At 45.9% G+C, this 17725-nt stretch carries 18 protein-coding genes; 1 reads left to right on the top strand and 17 read right to left on the bottom strand.

Annotated features, from left to right (window positions below; all coding sequences use genetic code 11):
- Positions 1 to 14: 14 nt before the first annotated feature.
- The 8 genes from ACXACM_RS04365 to ACXACM_RS04330 form a co-directional block, all read right to left on the bottom strand.
- Positions 15 to 1061, bottom strand: coding sequence for a trypsin-like serine peptidase (locus ACXACM_RS04365; protein WP_474820045.1), 1047 nt, complete (start codon positions 1059 to 1061; stop codon positions 15 to 17).
- Positions 1062 to 1079: 18 nt separating this feature from the next.
- A complete protein-coding gene (locus tag ACXACM_RS04360) occupies positions 1080 to 1556 on the bottom strand; it encodes a hypothetical protein (RefSeq protein ID WP_474820044.1) in 477 nt (158 codons plus the stop codon).
- A 13-nt stretch (positions 1557 to 1569) separates the two neighbouring features.
- A complete protein-coding gene (locus ACXACM_RS04355; protein WP_474820043.1) occupies positions 1570 to 1866 on the bottom strand; it encodes a hypothetical protein in 297 nt (98 codons plus the stop codon).
- Between the two features lie 26 nt (positions 1867 to 1892).
- Positions 1893 to 3338 (bottom strand): S8 family peptidase, encoded by a 1446-nt coding sequence (locus ACXACM_RS04350; RefSeq protein ID WP_474820041.1) that lies wholly within the window; start codon positions 3336 to 3338, stop codon positions 1893 to 1895.
- 71 nt (positions 3339 to 3409) lie between these two features.
- Positions 3410 to 4288: a hypothetical protein gene (locus ACXACM_RS04345; RefSeq protein ID WP_474820040.1), complete on the bottom strand. Its 879-nt coding sequence runs from the start codon at positions 4286 to 4288 to the stop codon at positions 3410 to 3412.
- Positions 4289 to 4293: 5 nt separating this feature from the next.
- Positions 4294 to 5010 (bottom strand): hypothetical protein, encoded by a 717-nt coding sequence (locus tag ACXACM_RS04340; protein WP_474820039.1) that lies wholly within the window; start codon positions 5008 to 5010, stop codon positions 4294 to 4296.
- A gap of 17 nt (positions 5011 to 5027) precedes the next feature.
- Complete coding sequence (locus ACXACM_RS04335; protein WP_474820037.1) at positions 5028 to 5915, bottom strand: hypothetical protein; 888 nt, start codon at positions 5913 to 5915, stop codon at positions 5028 to 5030.
- A complete protein-coding gene (locus ACXACM_RS04330; RefSeq protein WP_474820036.1) occupies positions 5903 to 7180 on the bottom strand; it encodes a hypothetical protein in 1278 nt (425 codons plus the stop codon). The genes ACXACM_RS04335 and ACXACM_RS04330 overlap by 13 nt, the downstream gene beginning before the upstream one ends.
- Before the next feature lie 190 nt (positions 7181 to 7370).
- Here ACXACM_RS04330 and ACXACM_RS04325 point away from each other — a divergent pair, with 190 nt between their 5' ends.
- On the top strand, positions 7371 to 9695 hold the full coding sequence (locus ACXACM_RS04325; protein ID WP_474820035.1) for a protein kinase domain-containing protein: 2325 nt from the start codon (positions 7371 to 7373) through the stop codon (positions 9693 to 9695).
- A 56-nt stretch (positions 9696 to 9751) separates the two neighbouring features.
- Here ACXACM_RS04325 and ACXACM_RS04320 read toward each other — a convergent pair whose 3' ends face one another.
- The 9 genes from ACXACM_RS04320 to ACXACM_RS04280 form a co-directional block, all read right to left on the bottom strand.
- Complete coding sequence (locus ACXACM_RS04320; protein WP_474820033.1) at positions 9752 to 10216, bottom strand: hypothetical protein; 465 nt, start codon at positions 10214 to 10216, stop codon at positions 9752 to 9754.
- A 295-nt stretch (positions 10217 to 10511) separates the two neighbouring features.
- Positions 10512 to 11324 (bottom strand): hypothetical protein, encoded by an 813-nt coding sequence (locus ACXACM_RS04315; protein WP_474820032.1) that lies wholly within the window; start codon positions 11322 to 11324, stop codon positions 10512 to 10514.
- A 40-nt stretch (positions 11325 to 11364) separates the two neighbouring features.
- Positions 11365 to 12096 carry a 3-oxoacyl-ACP reductase FabG gene (gene fabG, locus ACXACM_RS04310; RefSeq protein WP_474820030.1) on the bottom strand — a complete coding sequence of 244 codons (732 nt, stop codon included), beginning with the start codon at positions 12094 to 12096 and terminating at the stop codon, positions 11365 to 11367.
- On the bottom strand, positions 12086 to 14398 hold the full coding sequence (locus tag ACXACM_RS04305) for an MMPL family transporter (protein ID WP_474820029.1): 2313 nt from the start codon (positions 14396 to 14398) through the stop codon (positions 12086 to 12088). Before ACXACM_RS04305 ends, fabG begins: the two co-directional genes overlap by 11 nt.
- A 6-nt stretch (positions 14399 to 14404) precedes the next feature.
- Positions 14405 to 15103, bottom strand: a complete 699-nt coding sequence (locus ACXACM_RS04300; protein ID WP_474820028.1) for an outer membrane lipoprotein carrier protein LolA — start codon at positions 15101 to 15103, stop codon at positions 14405 to 14407.
- Entirely contained in the window at positions 15100 to 15516 is a 417-nt protein-coding gene (locus tag ACXACM_RS04295; RefSeq protein WP_474820026.1) for an acyl-CoA thioesterase, read from the bottom strand. Before ACXACM_RS04295 ends, ACXACM_RS04300 begins: the two co-directional genes overlap by 4 nt.
- A 6-nt stretch (positions 15517 to 15522) precedes the next feature.
- Positions 15523 to 15777: an acyl carrier protein gene (locus ACXACM_RS04290; RefSeq protein WP_474820025.1), complete on the bottom strand. Its 255-nt coding sequence runs from the start codon at positions 15775 to 15777 to the stop codon at positions 15523 to 15525.
- A gap of 10 nt (positions 15778 to 15787) precedes the next feature.
- Positions 15788 to 16597, bottom strand: a complete 810-nt coding sequence (locus tag ACXACM_RS04285; protein ID WP_474820024.1) for a lysophospholipid acyltransferase family protein — start codon at positions 16595 to 16597, stop codon at positions 15788 to 15790.
- A gap of 23 nt (positions 16598 to 16620) precedes the next feature.
- The gene (locus tag ACXACM_RS04280) at positions 16621 to 17559 is read right to left on the bottom strand and encodes a chorismate transformation FkbO/Hyg5 family protein (RefSeq protein ID WP_474820023.1); all 939 of its coding nucleotides are present in this window, start codon (positions 17557 to 17559) and stop codon (positions 16621 to 16623) included.
- Positions 17560 to 17725: the final 166 nt, after the last annotated feature.

Below are 17725 nucleotides of genomic sequence, written 5' to 3'. Positions count from 1 at the left end.
CTTAACTTGTGCATTTACCACTCAACACAGGTTACGTTTCCATTTTCATCGGTAACGGCCATTCCTTTACCTTCGCAATTTGTTACCTTAGGCGCAGACGGTGCCGGTGCAGGCTGCCGTTGCCTGGGTACAGGTTCCTGTGGTTGGGGCGATACAGGGGTTGCTCGGCGTGAGCGCGAGTTGCCCTCGGCAGGTGGCGTTGCCGGCGGTTGCTGCGGTGTCTCGGCTCTGCGATCCCGTTTCGAAGCGGGCAAAAACCTGCCTATCTCAGCAAATATTCGCGCAGCAGAAATACCTTCGTTAATCATCGCCTGACCTTCCTTATTTGTGATACCCGAATGGTGCAATGCAATTATGCTATCCCCCGTGGCAGTGAATACGGGCGAACCGCTTGAACCGGGTTCTGTATCAGCAAAATAATGCACCAACCCACGGTTTAAAAATTCCTTATATAACCCAGTATTTTTGAGTACTACTTCTTTCGAGCGGCCCTTGGGATGCTGGATTATTCTTACACTGTTGGCCCTCATAGTAGCCTTGTCATTTCGTTCAAGAGCAAGCCAGCCAAGTTTTTCGCCGATGGGTTGGTCGAGTCGGAACAACGCATAGTCGAGCTGTGCATTGTAAGCAACAAGCTCGGTTGCCCGGAACAGCGGCTTGCCTGAGACATGCTTTAAGTCATCCACATAGTAGTCAAAACTAAATAAATACTTCGACAGCGGAATTTGCTTACCGCCTGAAAATGCACAATGCTCGTTGGTAAGGAAGAGATCGGGCCCGACTAAGCTTCCGCTGCACATAGGTCGACCATCCATAAATACGGCACCAATGCGCTCACTTAGTTTGTATAAATCACTGGTTTGGGGGAAGTCACGCATTTTCTCGAACTCGGCAGCACCGATAACAAGTTTAGCGCCATAGTCAAAACCCAGCTCATTTTGCTTTACCGGTTCAAAAAATTCGCTTGAGGGAAAATCTGTTGCAGGCTTAAGATCTGCGGCCTGTAGTTGCCCTGCCAGGCTTGCTACACCCAGCACAAAGAGTTTTAAACAAAGATGCATGGTACAAATCCTTTTCCTTTATCGTTTTGAAAAGCGAACAGATTCTGGCGATACAGGCTGCCAAACATCACTGCTATCGGTTTGATATTCGTAGGTCAAATGGTTAAGCCGAAAACTTTTTACCGGCGTCCACTGGCTCTTTATATAAACATCAGCCTGATAATTTTCGTCTGAGACATGGTTTGGGGCATAAATTTCATCGATAAAATACGTCGCCGACTGATCACTGTGATAGGCAGTCACGTGCATTTGCGGAGGAAAACTTTCCAGCAACGCTGTGTCGGTCGCATGAGCTGGCCAGAGAAAACCGTTTTGCTCCACCAGCATTAAATTCCCCTGAGCCAAAAGCGCAAGCTGGAAGCCGTTATAATCGGGTGTGGCTGGCTCTAGTAAAAGAGTCGGCTCAGGCTCCTCTTGTTCTGTCACGTTACACCCACCAGCACCTGTCAAACCCGCCATTAGCAATATCAGCGTACTCTTACGTAGTAAACTCATCACGTTGCCCTCCTTAGCGAGGATAAAATTTATCTTTCTGTATGCTTTCAATATGTTCGTGCTGACTCAATTCAGAAAATGCTGATTTATCTACTTCCAGCAGCATTTGCCCGGTTGCTTCAAACGAAGCCAGAACGGCAATATCTTTACTTTCCAGCCAACGCGTGAATGCTTGTTCGTCTGCTCCCATCGCCAGCGTGACGATAACGTTTACCGGAGATTGACTCTCCAGCTCAGCGCATACGTCAGGGTATTGTTCGCAGGCAGAGGGTTCATCATTACTGCAACCCACAACACTCAGGGTCAACAATAGGGCCAATCCTTTACACCATTTCGTTACCATTGGAAATTGTCTCCGTTAGTTTGACAGTCTTCTGTCGTGTCTTCGATGATGATGCCACCCACCCTTGTTTCGCACACTGGCTGCTTGTCTGGTGGGGGCGACTGTCGGGAGTCTGGCGGTGTTACTGTGCCCTGCTTTTCAAGATATTGAATAGCTGCAGGTACGAATAAAGAGACGGTTTGTAACCCGTTGCGTGGGTCTGAAAATGGCTTTCCATGTTTAACAGCACGTGAAAGCTGCTCGGCGGTGGCATTGGGAAATGCTGATTTTAACATTGCGATAGCACCTGCCACTTGTGGTGCCGCCATTGATGTGCCGGATGATACGACATAGCGCCCATTCAGCCCCGAAGACTTGATTTCGCTACCTGGTGCAACTAAATCCAGCGCTGAATAACTGTTGGAATAAGTAGAAATGTGACCCACAGGGTCGATTGCCCCAACCGTAAGCACCTCTGTTATACATGCCGGGCTGGCGACTGCATCGGTAAAGCCCTCGTTTCCAGCGGCGACAACGGTTACCACCTCTTTTTCAGCAAGCAAATCAACAAAACGTTTGATAGGCGAGTCGTTGCAGGTTTGGGTAAAACGGCCGCCTCCTAAACTCATATTCACTGCAGCAATATTGTGTTTTTCAGCATTGTCATACACCCACTCTAAGGCCTGCATAATATCTGAATCTCGTGAACCCATACGCTGTCCAGCAACAGAGAATACGTTAACTGCCAATAAGTTCGCTTGTGGAGCAACACCTGTAAACTCAGCCTGGGCGCCTGCGACAATGCCCGCCACGTGGGTGCCGTGGAAGCAGCCTGTATTGCCTATGCACGGCTGACTCGCATCCACACCAAAAGCGCGCTTTTGGTTTCCTGGGCATGAATTATTGAAAGAAAAACAGGCGCCATCAAGTACCCGGTTTTGTAGAAAGGGGTGAGAGCTTTCTACGCCTGAATCTACAATGGCTACCGCATATCCTTTCCCTTTATGAGAAAAGTTGGGAATGCGTGACAAGCCAATCAATTCATAGCTGTTTGCTAATAAAGGTGTGTTAAACCTGTCTTCATATACGGCTGCAACTAAGTTTGATTGTTGTATTTGTTTAAGCTCGACTGCTGAAACGCTTTTTGCCACAGCAGGCACGTGCTTGAATTTAACTAATTCATTGAAGTTCACCCAGCCTTGTTCTTTGGTAAATTCCTGCTGAACCTGACTGATATAGTCCTGCAGGTTAAGCCAACCTCCTTCGTTACCTCGCTCCTGGGAGGCTTCGGGGTTACTTTTAAGCAAAATGATAACGGGCACTTCACCGTTTTCTGGCTGCGCCTGAAAGTCGCTGGCTTGTATCTGTTGTGCACAAAGCGCCGTAGCACTCATCACCATGCACAACACAACCCTAAGTAAATAGTGTACTACATACATTCTGCGATGGGCCGCCACCATGTTCTTATTCCTTTAGCTGCGCGTTACCGTTATACAATGCGTGTTATGAAAACCTTTGAGACAAAAATCGATTATTGAAAAATACTTTCAATATCCAGCGGTGTTGACTCGGCTTCGGGGGTTGTTGCCGGTACGCTAACCGTCAGTACGTTACCCGTTTGCTCTACAATTAAACCTTGAGGCCACCTCGCGGCAATGCCTCTTAGTGCTTTGGTGATGTCATCTCTGCCTGTTCGTGAACTCACAATGAAACCCAGCGCTTTGTAATTTCTCAGGCTCACTACACTCTTATGGTTGGCCAGTTGCTCGGCAAAATGCTGTTTATCCGCGTCAGTGAAGCGGACTACATTAACCTGATACTTAAACGTGAAGTCAGGGCGACTTACCTCATCATCGAGGATCTCCGCCAGCACCGCACCAAGCTCGTCTGCCAGCCAGCGGGAATATTCGCCCACTGACTCAGACAGGCATACACCTTCGCAGTCGAGAGGAACCATCCAGTATTCTGACGCCTCTGTGTCAAACGCGCCCAGAGATTCTCCGGTATTAATGTAAATTAACCGCCCTGCTAAACGGGCCCGTACTGCATTGGCTGTTTTCGATGGGTTTTCTTCCAGGTAAAGATGGATGGCAAATTCAACCATGATATCAACCGGCTGGTGTTGAATAGTACGCACCAGCGCAGTGAGATCGAGCCCATGATAACCCTGCTTGCTTGTCACAGTACTTCCCAGTAATTCGGAAGCGGCATAAGTAGAAAAACCACGACCGCGCATTTGATCAACAATGGCCGTGGTGACTCGTTTATAAATTGGCGCACTGGAGGCAATCGTTCCTTCTTCTCCGCCAACGCCAATCACCACCAGACTGGGCATAGGCGCAGCGCTGCTAACTTGCGACAATACAAGGAGCAGAACTAATCCAGTGGCGCACCATCCTGACAGCTTCATATTTTCTACAGGCTCATTTCAGCAGCATCGTTTAATGCTTCCATATCTGACGGTACGTCTATGCCTTGATCCTGAGAATATTCATATACCAAAGAAGTGGTTTCATACAGGGTGTTAAGGTAGTCAGGGCTGGTACGAATGATTTCAGTCACAGCGTTTAGTTGCATCATATTGCGGTCGATCATTTTTACGTTCATGGCATTATTAGCCAGGCTTTTAGAGTAAGACGGCGCGACTTCAGTAACGTCTTTTGCCTGCTTAACCCCGATGTAATAGGGTACAAAACCCGTTGCAAATAAAATACGGTTCTCACGACTCAATTTGTCTTCTTCGGCTTTCTCTGCTGCCAATACGTCTTTAGCTTCCTGGCTCAGCGCGTTGATGCTGTCCAGCACGTCGCTGTCTAAGGTATCGCCGTTTTCCAGCGCGGTGCGCTTTTCTTCCATTTCGGCTGCCAATTCAGCTTTACCAACAGCTCTGAGCCAGATTTCCTGGGCAGTCATGATGGACATCAACGAGGTAACATAAGCCCCGAGTAACGGGTCCGCTACCGCCAGTCCCGGCGAGATAGTAAATCGCTCGGCCAGGTTGGCTTCGCTAACGTTAGTGTCACTCTCACCGGTAATAACCACCAGCGTTTCTTTAATCATGGTTTCGGTAGACTGGCAGCCCGCCAAACAGGACAAGCCCAAAACAACTGCACCTATTTTAACTTTCAACATGTTCCCTATCCTCTGAATTACAGCATTTGTAAAAAGTGACTTTTTATTTTTCCCGCTAGTTTTCTTGATGCGATATTAATTCCCGCCTGGGTCGCTATTTGTTTTGTTTCGCCTTCACCTAAAGTATTTGAAACGTTAAGTGTGGTTTTGTCATTAGTGTATGCATCGATAATGACAGCCGTGCTATTCAACTTTACCTGATGGATATCCGGCCTGAGTGTATCTATGCCGCTGAATATCAGGGTGTGAGTCACAATAGCACTGAAAGCTTTTGCGCCACCGGCCTTAGCTTTGGCTGCGGCGTTTAGAGGCGCTGCAGCCACGTTTCCCCTGTCGACATATTCTTTTTCCATTAAAGCGTAATTAAACATGCCGCCAGTGCGGTCTGATAGTTCATCATATTGTGTAGAAACCTCAATATTCCCACCTCCCAATGCTGCTGTTAGTGGGAGGGAAAAAGAGTTGGACGCGGCTGGTAAGCGTTTTTCATTCACTCCTACAAACTCCACCACAACTAAAGTGATAGCCTGTTGCGAAGACGCCAGTTTTTGTAAGCGCTTTTCAAAGTCTGATTTCTTGAAACTGGCTACCACATCTGTCACCCATTGACCTTTATCGTCATAGCCTTGGTCTACCCGATAGTCGTTTATCAGTTTTGCGATGTTCTTTTGCATCAGTGTTTTGGGAATTTTTTCCTCAATAAAAGTCAGCATATTGGGGTCAGTGTCGCCGTAATAGTCGAGCACGGCCTGATACAGCGCCTCTGCAACTTGCTGTTCCTTGTCTGCATCACTGATTTTCGAGCTAGTCAGGATAGAATACCCTTCTATACGCACTTCCCTGGCGACACTGTGAGAAGCCAGTAATACACATACTAGTAGCAGACTGAATCTTATAAACGGCACGATGCGTACGCCTCCTTGAGTTTATCGAATTGTTTGAAGAAGGCCCTTTGCTGACTGCGATCAAAACCTTGTGTTTTCATGAAATCGGTACGGTCGTCGTAAATTTCGGTGTTAGCTTTATAAATTAACGACAATAGGTTGGTGTCAAAGAAATGCCATTCCTCATGGGATAGGAAACCACTTGGTAGCTTCTCATTGGTAACGTATTTCAGTTGTTGGCGGAAGACCTCCTCATCGCCCCGCTTAAGATTCTTCACCACCGCTAATTCACTAAACACGCCATAGTAATTTGATTCTCCGGCTTTATTCTTACTATAGGGGACTTTTTTGAACCCTCGCAAGGTAAACGCAACCTTGTAATATGGCTTTGGTAGCGTGAGCTGATAGGTTTGCTCACCACCGAAAAAGCGCCCTTGCATTTGCAGTACCGACTGATCTGCCGTGAAAGGCTGCACTGCTATATTCTGTGTTTCCGACAAGGCTTTTGTTAATTGGTTGGCCACATAACGTTTGTATACATCAAGACCACTGCCCTTGAGCCGGTCAGGTAAATAAGGCAAGGCCTTGTCGCCTATCACAACGTCAGAGACAGCAAACTGAACCAAACTGGCCTTTGCTGGCGCAGGTGCCTGATGCAAGGCGTCGGCAAAGTATTGAATAAGGCCCTGATGGTCACCACACACATCAGTGGTCAGCATTGCCTTCACCTGCAGTGAAATTTCATCATCAGATGGCGGCTTGCTGGCAATGTCTGTGCACCGAAGAATAGGTAAGGTTTTGGTATACACAAGCTGAGATGCCTTAACATCAAATATCACTAATTGTGCGGATATCTGCACCCACCAAGGAAAAGCTTTTTTCTTAGATAAGACTACTTGTTCTTGTGATACAGCTTCGCTATCAATCAGCATACTGATGGCATATTTGTGGCCGTCGTCTTTGTCGAGGCTGCTGGCTGACACTGTCATGTTGCGGGGGGGCTTATTTGCAATCGCCTGATAGAGCATTGCGTTGAGATTACTGCTTTTTACTACCGAAGAGGTCAGCGGATACTGAATATCAAGATCCTGTTTTCCTCCTAAAAACGTGATGCCAGCAAATGCGACGGTATCAATGGCAGGGGGAGAAGCCGTTGTCTGCGCAACATCTGGCGCCGACCAAACGGGCAAGGTACCACCCCACATTATCATGCACGCTAACAGAAAAAGCTGCCGCAAAAACGTTTTAGCGGTTTTTGGAAACGCACTACAATAAATTGAATTCATACCACCCACGCCCAACCTGTCCTTTTGAATTTGGCTATAAGAGGATCTGCGTATTTTTTATACCAAAGTAGAGTATATTAACTTCTTTTTGCGCGCAAATTTTGATCAGATGGTGGTTTGATATTAACCAGACTTTAGGTCATATTATTGACAGGCAGTGTGCAGTAGTCAGAAAAGATAAGTAGTCATTATGGACAAAATCGGCAAGTACAAAGTAGAGAGGGAACTAGGCTCAGGGGGATTTGGTGCGGTTTACTTAGCTGAAGACCCTCGATTGAGAGAGAAAGTGGCCATCAAGGTTTTCCAGATAAAGGACGAAAACCTGGCAAATCAGGCTACCAGCACCGCCTCTGATGCCTCCGAAGTATTGCGTACCCGATTTTTAAATGAAGCAAAAGTGCTGCGCCAACTGAGCCGCAACGCTTATATTGTAGACGTCTACGATTTTGACGAAACAGAAACTGGCGTTCCGTACTATGTAATGCCTTATCTCAATAGCTCTTTGAGAAACCTGCTGGGAACAGACGATACCGACGTATCGGTTATTTCAGAACTCGACCCAGAGTCCCGCCCAAAGTCACTACCTGTACCACAAGCCCTGGTATTCCTAGAGCAGTTGCTAATTGCCTTAGAAGATGTTCACAAAGCAGGGTTAGTACACAGAGATATCAAACCGGCAAATATTCTGCTTGATACGCATAACGATGTGAAACTGTGTGATTTTGGTATTGCTAAAGCGCCTAATTCAGATATTAGTTACAGTGGTATTGGTATGGGAAGCCGAAATTACATGGCGCCAGAACAACGTCAGAGTGCTAAACACGTAGATGCCAGAAGTGACATTTACAGCGTAGGCGTGGTGGCATACCGAATGCTAACCGGAACATTACCGGAGGGTCGCTTTCAGGATCCAAAGACTTATCAGCCCAACCTTGGTGATGACATAAATGCCATCATTGTAAAAGCACTGGAGCAACGTAAGGAAAATCGCTTCGAGAATGCGGCAGACATGCTTACGGCGCTTAAATCTGCCAGTAAGTCTACTGCTGAAAACATTCAGGATGATACCACTGAAACTTTTGTGGCTGGTGACGTGAGCTTTCGGGCCGAACTTACTCCGGTTGTGGATAAAATAGAAGCCTGCTTTTTGCAACAAGGTGAAGTGTTACCTCAGGACAGAGTAATGCTCACGGCCTTAGCTGAATTGGTCGAATTATCCTCTGAAGAGCTTGAGGCTTTAATTAGTCAAATTGAAACAAAAGTAGCCAATACCTCTTCGCAGCAAAAAGCATTTCATCAGTGGATCGTCAGCCTGTCTAAATATCAGTCCAGAGAGCAAGCACTCACTCCCTCTGAGCGTCATACAATGATTGAAGCCGCTGCATTAACCACTGGCCGCGACAAGCTTACCCTGAATTCCATTATCGATGCCAAATTCCCGGACAGTAAACAAACCGAGTCACCTCAATCTGCCCCAAGGGAGGAACGACAATCACCAAGCGACAGCTTGGATATTACCTACAAGCTGGCGTATACCCTGGCCCAGTCTTTTGAGAGTCGGGAAGTCGACATCAAAGTCCCTCAGGGCGCACAACAGCGTGTGCTTCGGGTTCGAATTCCAGCAGGTGTTACTGATGGCTCACGCATAAGGCTAAAAGGAGAAGGCAAGCCCGGCATTGGCGACCAGCCGGCGGGTGATTTATATGTACATATTGATATGCCTGCTGACAATCACCATCGCATTGATGGTCTGGATCTCCATACCACCGTGCAGGTCAGCGATAAATTATGGGGTACATCAGAGAAATTTACCTACACCACCCCCGGCGAAGTGACAGTTCAATTACAGATGAAACCAGCCTACCAGGATGGACAAGTTCTTAAATTACGCGATTACGGGCTCCCTGATGTAAGAAACCCCGACAAAAAAGGTGATTTATTTCTAACCCTCACGAGCACGCAGGAAACATCAGTCAATATCAAACCTATCAAGCTGCTCATTGACAGTAATTTAGCGCTTGCATCCGATGGCACCCTTAGTGAAGCGATTGGCATAGAGACTCTGGGTGGAGTTTTTACTCCAATGGTTGATAAAGGTACCGATTTATCTACCCCTTTCAAACAGGAATTCTCGACAGCAGAAGACAATCAATCAGCTATTTCTGTACGATTGTTCAAAGGTAACGGGGAAAAAGTGAAAGATACAACTGCACTTGGGGTTTTTGAAATTGAGGGTATAAAACCAGCTAAAGCCGGCGAGCCAAGAATTGAGTTGCGTTTATACAAAGAAAATCAGAATTTGTTTTTGCAGGTAGCCGACCTCAACGGAAATGAGCTTTCCTTAATTAAACAATCCTCCTCTACAGACCCTAAACCTGAAAAACAACCTTCATCGAACGAAACAACCAAAGACGAGAATCAGGCGCAAAAAAACAAGCCTAAGGGGCGCTGGTTTGGAGTTGTCTTTTTTATCATTTCATTGGCCTTTCTCATTAAAATGTTTGTCTTCAGGTAAGGCTAATAGCTCTTGAAGAAAGGCGGCTTTCCGCCTTTCTGATTTCAGCTTGTTAGTTACGGCTGATAAGGTAGTGAAGATTGATGCAGTATAATTCTTACCTTGCCATCATCACACAGCTTAAAGACAAAGCTCTTGTTTACGAAAATATGACTGTCGTCAGAACCTATAAAGTGCACGTTACACTGCACAATAGCCAGGTTATCATTAAGAATGAAATCTTCCTTGCTGTACCATACTTTCACCCAGGGTTTTAGCTTAAAACCACCATCGTCAGGATAGTCGCTGTTACCACCTACGAAATACGACAGAGCGCCTTCTTTAGTGGTGCGGAATGTTTGCTGGCCAAAAGTCAGTGTAGGTTTAAACAGCACTTTGCCATTGTCATAATCATAATGATCAGATAGCACCTGATTGGCAACGGCTTTGGCATCACCTCCTTCTGCATGCACTTTGCCTACTTTTACCACGTTATCGCACCATGTTTGTAATGCGGTATATACCATTTCTTCGGTGAACATAATTTATCCCTTAACATTCTGTTGCAATAAGATGATTACTAATATTGTTTAAAATGTGTATTCAAAGGTTGTATATTTTCTCTCAATTAAAAAGAAATGAGATAACATCACATATTTATATTAAATGCCAGACAATGGGAAATAATTCTTCAACAATGTATAAAATCTTAGGGGTATTGGCCGGTAGTAGCTTGCGAGCGTCGATAAGTGCAGGTTTTGTGGAAATAAAAAAGGAGCAAGATTGTGCTCCTTCAAATCATTCACACTTGGGTAAAAGTTTTTTACCGTCAGAACATCAATATGCATAATCCGGAAGCGGTTCGTCAAACATGCCCCGCTGATACTGGTCAACTGTTTCTTCTGCCAGCTTCTCCCGATTCGCTTCAGCGTACCGTCTTAGTTTTCTAAATTCGCTGTTTTCTTCAATTTCCCGCAAAGCTTCGGTATATCGGGCTGAGCCAGTACTGCCGATGGCATTACTCAACCATGCAAAGGTATCAAGTTGATGCTTTTGTGCTGTGGCGTAATTCTCTAGCAAAATTTCAGCCGCTATATCAGCCAGCATTTGATCTTTAGTACGGGTGCTGACCATCTCTTTCGCAGCCTGTTTCAAGCTTTTCAAGTCACCGGCTAGCATCAGAGACTTCAACCGAACCACCAGGCTTGAAGCCGCTTCTTTTTCATAAATACCTTCAGGCAGTTGATACATGCCCGCCACATATTGCTCGCCCTCTTCTCCAGGTAGCATATCCAACGCTTTATCGGCGTGACGTTCTAACTTATCAAACTCCGTTTTATTTACTACTTCAGACAACGCACTGTAGTAACGACCATTTTCAGAGGCGCCAATAGCTCTGGATAGCCAGGCGAGAGTGTCCACATCTGACGCATATACGTCAGGATATTTTTTCAACAGTACTTCTGCTGCAATATCCAATAATGCAGGGTCGGAGATTTTGTTGTCATAAATCTTCTTTGAAGCCACTTTTAGTTGCTTCATATCACCGGATAAAATCATATCAGCCAAATCCTGATATTGACTGTCAACTGCTGCATGGGCTGAGAAAGACAGCACTAAAGCTGTCACTGCTATTAATAGGTGCTTCATGAGAAACTCCGTTTTCCAAATGTTGTAGATTAAGGGTAATTTAGTACATGCCGCCGTTTACGCTGATAACCTGGCGCGTAATATACTTGGCACTGTCAGAGATAAGAAAGCCAATGGTATTGGCCACATCATCGACGTGCCCAAAGGTGCCTAAGGGAATCATTTTCTTCGCTTCATCGGCAATAGCGCCTTCAATCATACCGGTTTCAATAACGCCGGGCGCCACACAATTAACGGTAATTTTCCGTTTTCCAAGCTCAATGGCAAGCGCTTTTGTTGCACCGATAATACCGGCTTTTGATGCGCTGTAATTTGTCTGACCGCGGTTCCCCATCAGACCGGAAACGGACGACAAGGTGACTATCCGTCCACCTTTGCGCAGGCGGATCATTGGCATAATAGTGGGATGCAGTACATTATAAAAACCATCCAGGTTTGTGTGTACCACGCCGTCCCACTCTTCACTGGTCATGGCGGGAAATGCCGTGTCACGAGTCACACCAGCATTACATACCACACCATAATAAGCACCATGTGCTTCGATATCCGCTTCAATAGCTGCCCTTGTACCGTCTCTGTCTGCAATGTCAAATTGCAGGGTACTTGCTTCGCCACCCGATTCAGCAATATCTTTAGCCACTTTCTCGGCGGCGTCTTTTCCACTGCGATAATGTACGGCTATGGCAAACCCTTGTTCGGCTAATTTGTAAGCCGTAGCCATACCAATTCCACTACTGGCACCGGTAACCAGTACTCTTTTTTTATCTGACATAGGTGTTGTCTTCCTGCTTTACTTCATCACCATTAAACAGGCTAATTGCTGCAATAAAATTAATGGTATTTCCAATAAGAATAATACTTCCAAATGCCTGGACAATGGGCATGGAACTAAACGCCAACAAACCGAATGACAGTAAACTGGTCACTGCCGATAACAGAATTGCCTGCTGTGTTGTGCGGCGCTGGTTAGCCATTTCTTTGGCGAAAATAATATAATCCATACCCAGCCCAAGGACTAAGAACAACGCCATCACGTGGAATATGGTCAGCGCCTGCCCCATTGCCAAAACCATCGCCACCGCTATCAGGCTCGCCGCTGCAGGTACCAGTAACAACATGACAGCAGACACTTTGCGATAATAGAGTAATAACAGCAATGCAATAAGCCCATAAGCCAGCACTAACAGTTTTGTCCCTGCTTCCCGCTGCTGCTGCAAGGCCTGAGATGCATTGGCCAGTGTATTGACATACGTGACATTCGTAACGCTCTGACTGGCGGTTTCAATGCTAGCAAGATTGCTGTTTTTCTTAATCAAAGCGAAGCTGTACAGGCCACCGTCATGGGCTATCCACAATGGCGGTAACGATGGCAATTGTTCCATGAGGTCAGAAAAGCTAATGACGCTATTCTCAGCATTTGTATATTGCCTTTTTACTGCATCAAAAGTGCTATCAGGCATACCGAGCTTACCGGAAAACTCATCAAGCGCGCCGCCGCTCGCGTACAAAGAGCCTTGCAAGACGTAATTTTCTCGCTGCTCTTTAGGTGAGGGCAACCAGTCAAGAATGCTCGACAAGCCTTGGCTATCGTCTTCCAATACTTCATACAGGGAAGTCAGCGCATCAAAAATATCCTGCGGAGTGTCACCGCGAACAAGTAAATATCGCCCTGGTTCATACACCTGAGTCAGTGAAGCGACATCTTGTTCCTGCTGCAATAGGCTTGGTGACACGTGGAAAAAACGGCGCGGATCATCATTCACCGCAGTATTACCGGTAAAGATAAATACACCACACCCAATTGCTACAACAACGCCACCTACAGCCAGCAAGGCTGGCCGGCGGGCAAAGATTTTTTGCATCAGGTTGATAAGACCGGATAACAAGGTTTGTCTGGCTTCAATAGGACGCTTTACTATAAATGGCCCGAAGATCATGACACTCAACCAGGCCATTACCAGGCCGGAACAGGAAAACAAAGCTATCTTTTTTAGAATAGTGAGTTCAGACAAACTCAGCGCCCCGTAACCCACCAGAGATGTAACAACACTTAATAACATTGCTCTGAATAAGGTACTCGCTTTCTCGCTGTGGGGTTGTTGATGTTCATCGCTTTGGGATAAAAAGTGGTAGAAGTAATGCAGCGAATAATCCACAACGATACCGATCAAACTTGCGCCAAAAACGATGGTAAGTATGTGCACCGAGCCAAATGCAGCAATACTGGCCAATACACCAAACCCCACACCAATGGCGATTGATGTAAGAGATAGCATTAAGGGCAACAACGACCTGAACACCAACAACATCAGAACAAGCACGCCCACACCCGAACCTATCGCAATAAGCTGAATATCTGACTTCGCTGACTGGGCAGAATCCACTGCAAAAAAGAACATACCCGAGTGCAATATATCCACATCAAATTGCGCTTCAACTTGCGCTTCGATCTCTTTGATTTGTTGATATAAAGCTTCCTGCTCTGACAAACTGGCAGGGTAGTTGTTGAACATCACTGAGAAGGTGTTAACAGAAGCCGGCAATTCCTCACCCTCTTCCCCATTCATGTCGTCCAACCCTGATAAAAGGTACTCTGAATACCAACCCAGGGGGTCATCGTTAAATGGCACTAGTCTTACGCCATTACCAAACTGATAAAGCTTACGCTGCGCTTCTTCAGCTATTTGCTGACTATTCCCCGATATGAGTGCTTCTTGCTGAGCCGGAGTAAGCAAGTTAAAGCGATAAGGCGTTAGCGCGGAAAAATAAGCACTTTGCACTTCCTCTTCCATCACCACTGTCAGTGCTGGTAACGCGTTGATACTCGACTGAATGGCTTTTGTCGCCTCCTGAGTTCGTGTTTCCAAGTCGCCAGTAATAGCAATGACAAACCGTTGACTTACGTTTTCCGTTAAGGAGTCCAGTGCATACTGCAAACCCGGGTCGTTAACTTTGTCCGGGTTGAGATCATTTAGATTGGTATCGATGTTTATTTGGTGAGTATTGACGATAAAAAACAGAACACCTGCGACAACAACAAGCACAAAAACCAGTCTGGAGAATAACGCATTCATAGTTATTTATCGCGTTCGATATCGGGCCGGAGAGCGCAACACCTGACACCATGTAGCAGTGTCGGCATACAGTGTTTGGCATTGTTCGTAAGCACTGCGTTTGCCTTCAAAAGCGTACTCATTAATATCTGTGATATTTACGCTGGTAAGCTGGCCAGTGGCGTCAGTAATAGCTATTTCCAAAGACATACCTGCTTCTGCAGTCGCCTGTTTTTTAATATGAATGTTATCCAGCCCTCTGCGCAGGATATCGCTGTGCGGACGCATCACTATAGCGTTGTTTTCAGCAGAAGAAATTGCAAACTCTTCAGTAAAATAACTGGTGTCACCTTTCAACAGACGCACAAAAATATTAGACATTATATAGCGAGTGGTGCCAGTTAGCGGAGTGAGTTCACCGGTTTCATCCGCCCTGAAGTTGTTACTGCCATTAACGTACAAGATGGCGTCTTTAAACGGTTCACTGGTGTGCCACACCAACCCGAGATCGCAGGAGTAATAGAAATCGCCAGTGGACATAAGGGGTACAGGCAGGCCTTCAAGGGCCTTTCTTTGCATAAATTCGCCAGAGAAGTGACAACCAGAGGGAAACACAGTCGCCAACAGAGCTTCGCTTTCATTTTCAGTACCGTGTGCGCCTAGCGCGCAACTTAACCCGCCAACAAAAAATATACTGTTAAGCCATTTCCCTAAGGTTTTTGTCATTCTTCACTTATCCATGCATTCACGACGTCAACCAGAAAAGGAGGAGATACGTATTGGGTCAACATTTCAGGCATTGCCACGGCGAACTGGGTGGTTTTGGCCTTTGTGTGAACTTCACCTGTGTCTCTGTCTTTAATTACATAACTAATTTTAAGACGATTTTCCCATTCTGTTAGCCAGGTTTCCACGACCACCTTTTGTTCAAACAAAAGCGGTTTGATGTATTTCACCTGAATATCCACAATTGGAAAGAAGAACCCTTGTTCTTCCATCACACTGTACGGGCAACCGATTTCTGCCAACAATGCACAACGAGCCATTTCAATGTACTTGGGATAATTGCCATGCCACACAACACGATAAGCGTCGACATCGAAGAACGGAATGTCGATATCCAGGCAAACCTTTTTCATTAGACGTTACGCTTTGGCAGAAAGTTCAGCGAAGACGTCAACCACGTCCTGAATGGTTCTGACCTGCTTGAATTGTGCAGGCGATACTTCAACACTGGTGGTTTTCTTGAGATCAACCAATAGATCAACGGCGTCAATGCTGTCGATATCCAAATCTTCGTAAAGTCTGGCTTCCGGAACAATTTCTGCTGGATCCAGTTCAAAAAGGTCTACAAGGATTTCTCTGATTTTAGCCAGAATCTGTTCTTTTTCTGTATTCATAAGTATATCACTACTGTTGCGTTCCACTTGTCCCCGGATAAGTCGAATGACCATCAGCAATCCGGTTTTTATAATACTCTTCTAAAAATTTTGTCAATTGTCTGTATTGTTTTGGTCTTGGCAGTGTTCTGTCAATACAGTCATCCAACACTAGCAGGTCGCCCGATGAAAGGGTAAATTCAGGACCACCTTCTGGGATATCATACCACTTATCCCCTTTTTTTAATGCCCTTGGATAACATTCTATAACAACTGGCATTATCGCGGCATTCACGGCTACAGCCATGTTTGCGGCCCCCCGTTTAAAACGGATGATGTTATCTTCTTTAGTTCGTGTACCCTCTGGAAAAATAAGCAGATTTTCACCTGCTTCCAGTTTTGCTGCCGCCATTGGCAACACATGTTCTGCATCGTTAGGAATAAATCCCGCTTGCTTAACCAAAGCACCAGTGAAAAAGTTATGCCATACCGCGCTTTTAACAAAACAGCACATTTGTTCGTTTACAGCTAACAGCAGTACAACGTCAATTAATGAGGGATGGTTAGCAATAACAATATGGCCCTGCCTGACACGCTTCATAGAGCTAACATCAAAGTTATAGCGAATAAGGCCAAAGAAGCGCATCATTCGAATAAACGTTAAACACCCTTTGTGAATGCTCCAGCGGATCATACGTTGTTTTTTCTCGGGGGAAATAAGCGTAATGGGGCTCATTAGTCGAAAGAAGATCCCCACTATTAATGCACCCAGTCCGAATAAGGCGTAACTGATCCCTGCACTTACTATTTGCCAGATTTTTCGCAATCGAGTGATTATCATGCCGAATGTTCGCTTTTATCTACTTACATGCAGAAACATTCGATTTCTACCAACAGCGCTTTGCGGCAGACATCAGCAAGGGTGAACACGGCCTCAACGTTTGGATAACGCTCTGCCAGCCACTGGCGGGTAAACGCTACATGTTCTGGGTGTCGGACATACACTTTAAATGATGCCAGTTGGCACCCTTGTGGATTTGCCGAGTCGAGTAAGTGGCCAATATTGCTCATGGTAACCTCCAGCTGGCGTTGGATATCACCTTCACCTAAGGTTTCGTGCCCAATAATGCTGGCTGTACCAGAAATGAACAACAAGGGAATATCTTTTAAGGTTAATGCTGTTGCACGAGCAAAAGACGGGCTGCTGATACCGTACTGGCGGGGGTATTCGTAAGCATTCACCTGGTGATTGTTTTTAAAGTGTTCTGGTTTGACATTACTGGCAAACACATAAATCACAGCACCTTCACTGTGATGCCCCAGGGCTGAAGCTGCAGGAAAAGCGTCGGGTTTAATACCTGCTGATTCAAAGGCGTTTAAACGACCGGTACAAAACTTTTTATACAGTTCTTGGTCACCTTCTCCGACGTTAATGTCTGGCAGATAGTTCCAGAATCTGAAGGGATATGCATAGCCATGCTCCGACAGCAGCGAAAGCACAGCCGTATAAGCCGCTTGTGTACTCTTCTCGATGGCTTCGCATTCGTCTTTGGTCAGCCAATGTGCAATGCACATTACATCATCAGTTTTAGCCCAGTAACAAGGTCCCGCCTGCCCTCTGCTAACCGACGTTGAAACTGTCCATACCTCGTTCATCGTGCGACCACTGGCCTCTTCCAGACCTGTCGTTATCATACCTGGGTCATAGGGCTCACACTGCTTAGCAAGAGGCATTACCGCCAATGTATTTGGTTGTGATAACAACTCGTGTACGGGTTTGGAACTAAATTGCTGTTTTAACATGATACAACTGGGCGTGGCATTATTATTATAAGAAAGAAGCAGGCAACCCACTGACAAGAGTGGACAAGCTTTCCTTTGCTTTTCGCTTGGGTATACTTTTCTTGCATGCTGTCATACGAACTAATTTGTGGGACGTCAATCCGTGACACAACATTAGTGTTTATTT

The organism is Alteromonas sp. AWQ4_252, assembly GCF_056158205.1.
The sequence above is the reverse complement of the archived record's forward strand: the minus strand, read 5'-3'. Positions and strand labels throughout refer to the sequence as shown.

Coding starts and splice junctions, on each gene's coding strand:
- ACXACM_RS04365 (WP_474820045.1), bottom strand. CDS start 1,061: ATGCATCTTTGTTTAAAACTCTTTGTGCTGGGTGTAGCAAGCCTGGCA.
- ACXACM_RS04360 (WP_474820044.1), bottom strand. CDS start 1,556: ATGAGTTTACTACGTAAGAGTACGCTGATATTGCTAATGGCGGGTTTG.
- ACXACM_RS04350 (WP_474820041.1), bottom strand. CDS start 3,338: ATGGTGGCGGCCCATCGCAGAATGTATGTAGTACACTATTTACTTAGG.
- ACXACM_RS04345 (WP_474820040.1), bottom strand. CDS start 4,288: ATGAAGCTGTCAGGATGGTGCGCCACTGGATTAGTTCTGCTCCTTGTA.
- ACXACM_RS04340 (WP_474820039.1), bottom strand. CDS start 5,010: ATGTTGAAAGTTAAAATAGGTGCAGTTGTTTTGGGCTTGTCCTGTTTG.
- ACXACM_RS04330 (WP_474820036.1), bottom strand. CDS start 7,180: ATGAATTCAATTTATTGTAGTGCGTTTCCAAAAACCGCTAAAACGTTT.
- ACXACM_RS04325 (WP_474820035.1), top strand. CDS start 7,371: ATGGACAAAATCGGCAAGTACAAAGTAGAGAGGGAACTAGGCTCAGGG.
- ACXACM_RS04320 (WP_474820033.1), bottom strand. CDS start 10,216: ATGTTCACCGAAGAAATGGTATATACCGCATTACAAACATGGTGCGAT.
- ACXACM_RS04315 (WP_474820032.1), bottom strand. CDS start 11,324: ATGAAGCACCTATTAATAGCAGTGACAGCTTTAGTGCTGTCTTTCTCA.
- fabG (WP_474820030.1), bottom strand. CDS start 12,096: ATGTCAGATAAAAAAAGAGTACTGGTTACCGGTGCCAGTAGTGGAATT.
- ACXACM_RS04305 (WP_474820029.1), bottom strand. CDS start 14,398: ATGAATGCGTTATTCTCCAGACTGGTTTTTGTGCTTGTTGTTGTCGCA.
- ACXACM_RS04300 (WP_474820028.1), bottom strand. CDS start 15,103: ATGACAAAAACCTTAGGGAAATGGCTTAACAGTATATTTTTTGTTGGC.
- ACXACM_RS04295 (WP_474820026.1), bottom strand. CDS start 15,516: ATGAAAAAGGTTTGCCTGGATATCGACATTCCGTTCTTCGATGTCGAC.
- ACXACM_RS04290 (WP_474820025.1), bottom strand. CDS start 15,777: ATGAATACAGAAAAAGAACAGATTCTGGCTAAAATCAGAGAAATCCTT.
- ACXACM_RS04285 (WP_474820024.1), bottom strand. CDS start 16,597: ATGATAATCACTCGATTGCGAAAAATCTGGCAAATAGTAAGTGCAGGG.
- ACXACM_RS04280 (WP_474820023.1), bottom strand. CDS start 17,559: ATGTTAAAACAGCAATTTAGTTCCAAACCCGTACACGAGTTGTTATCA.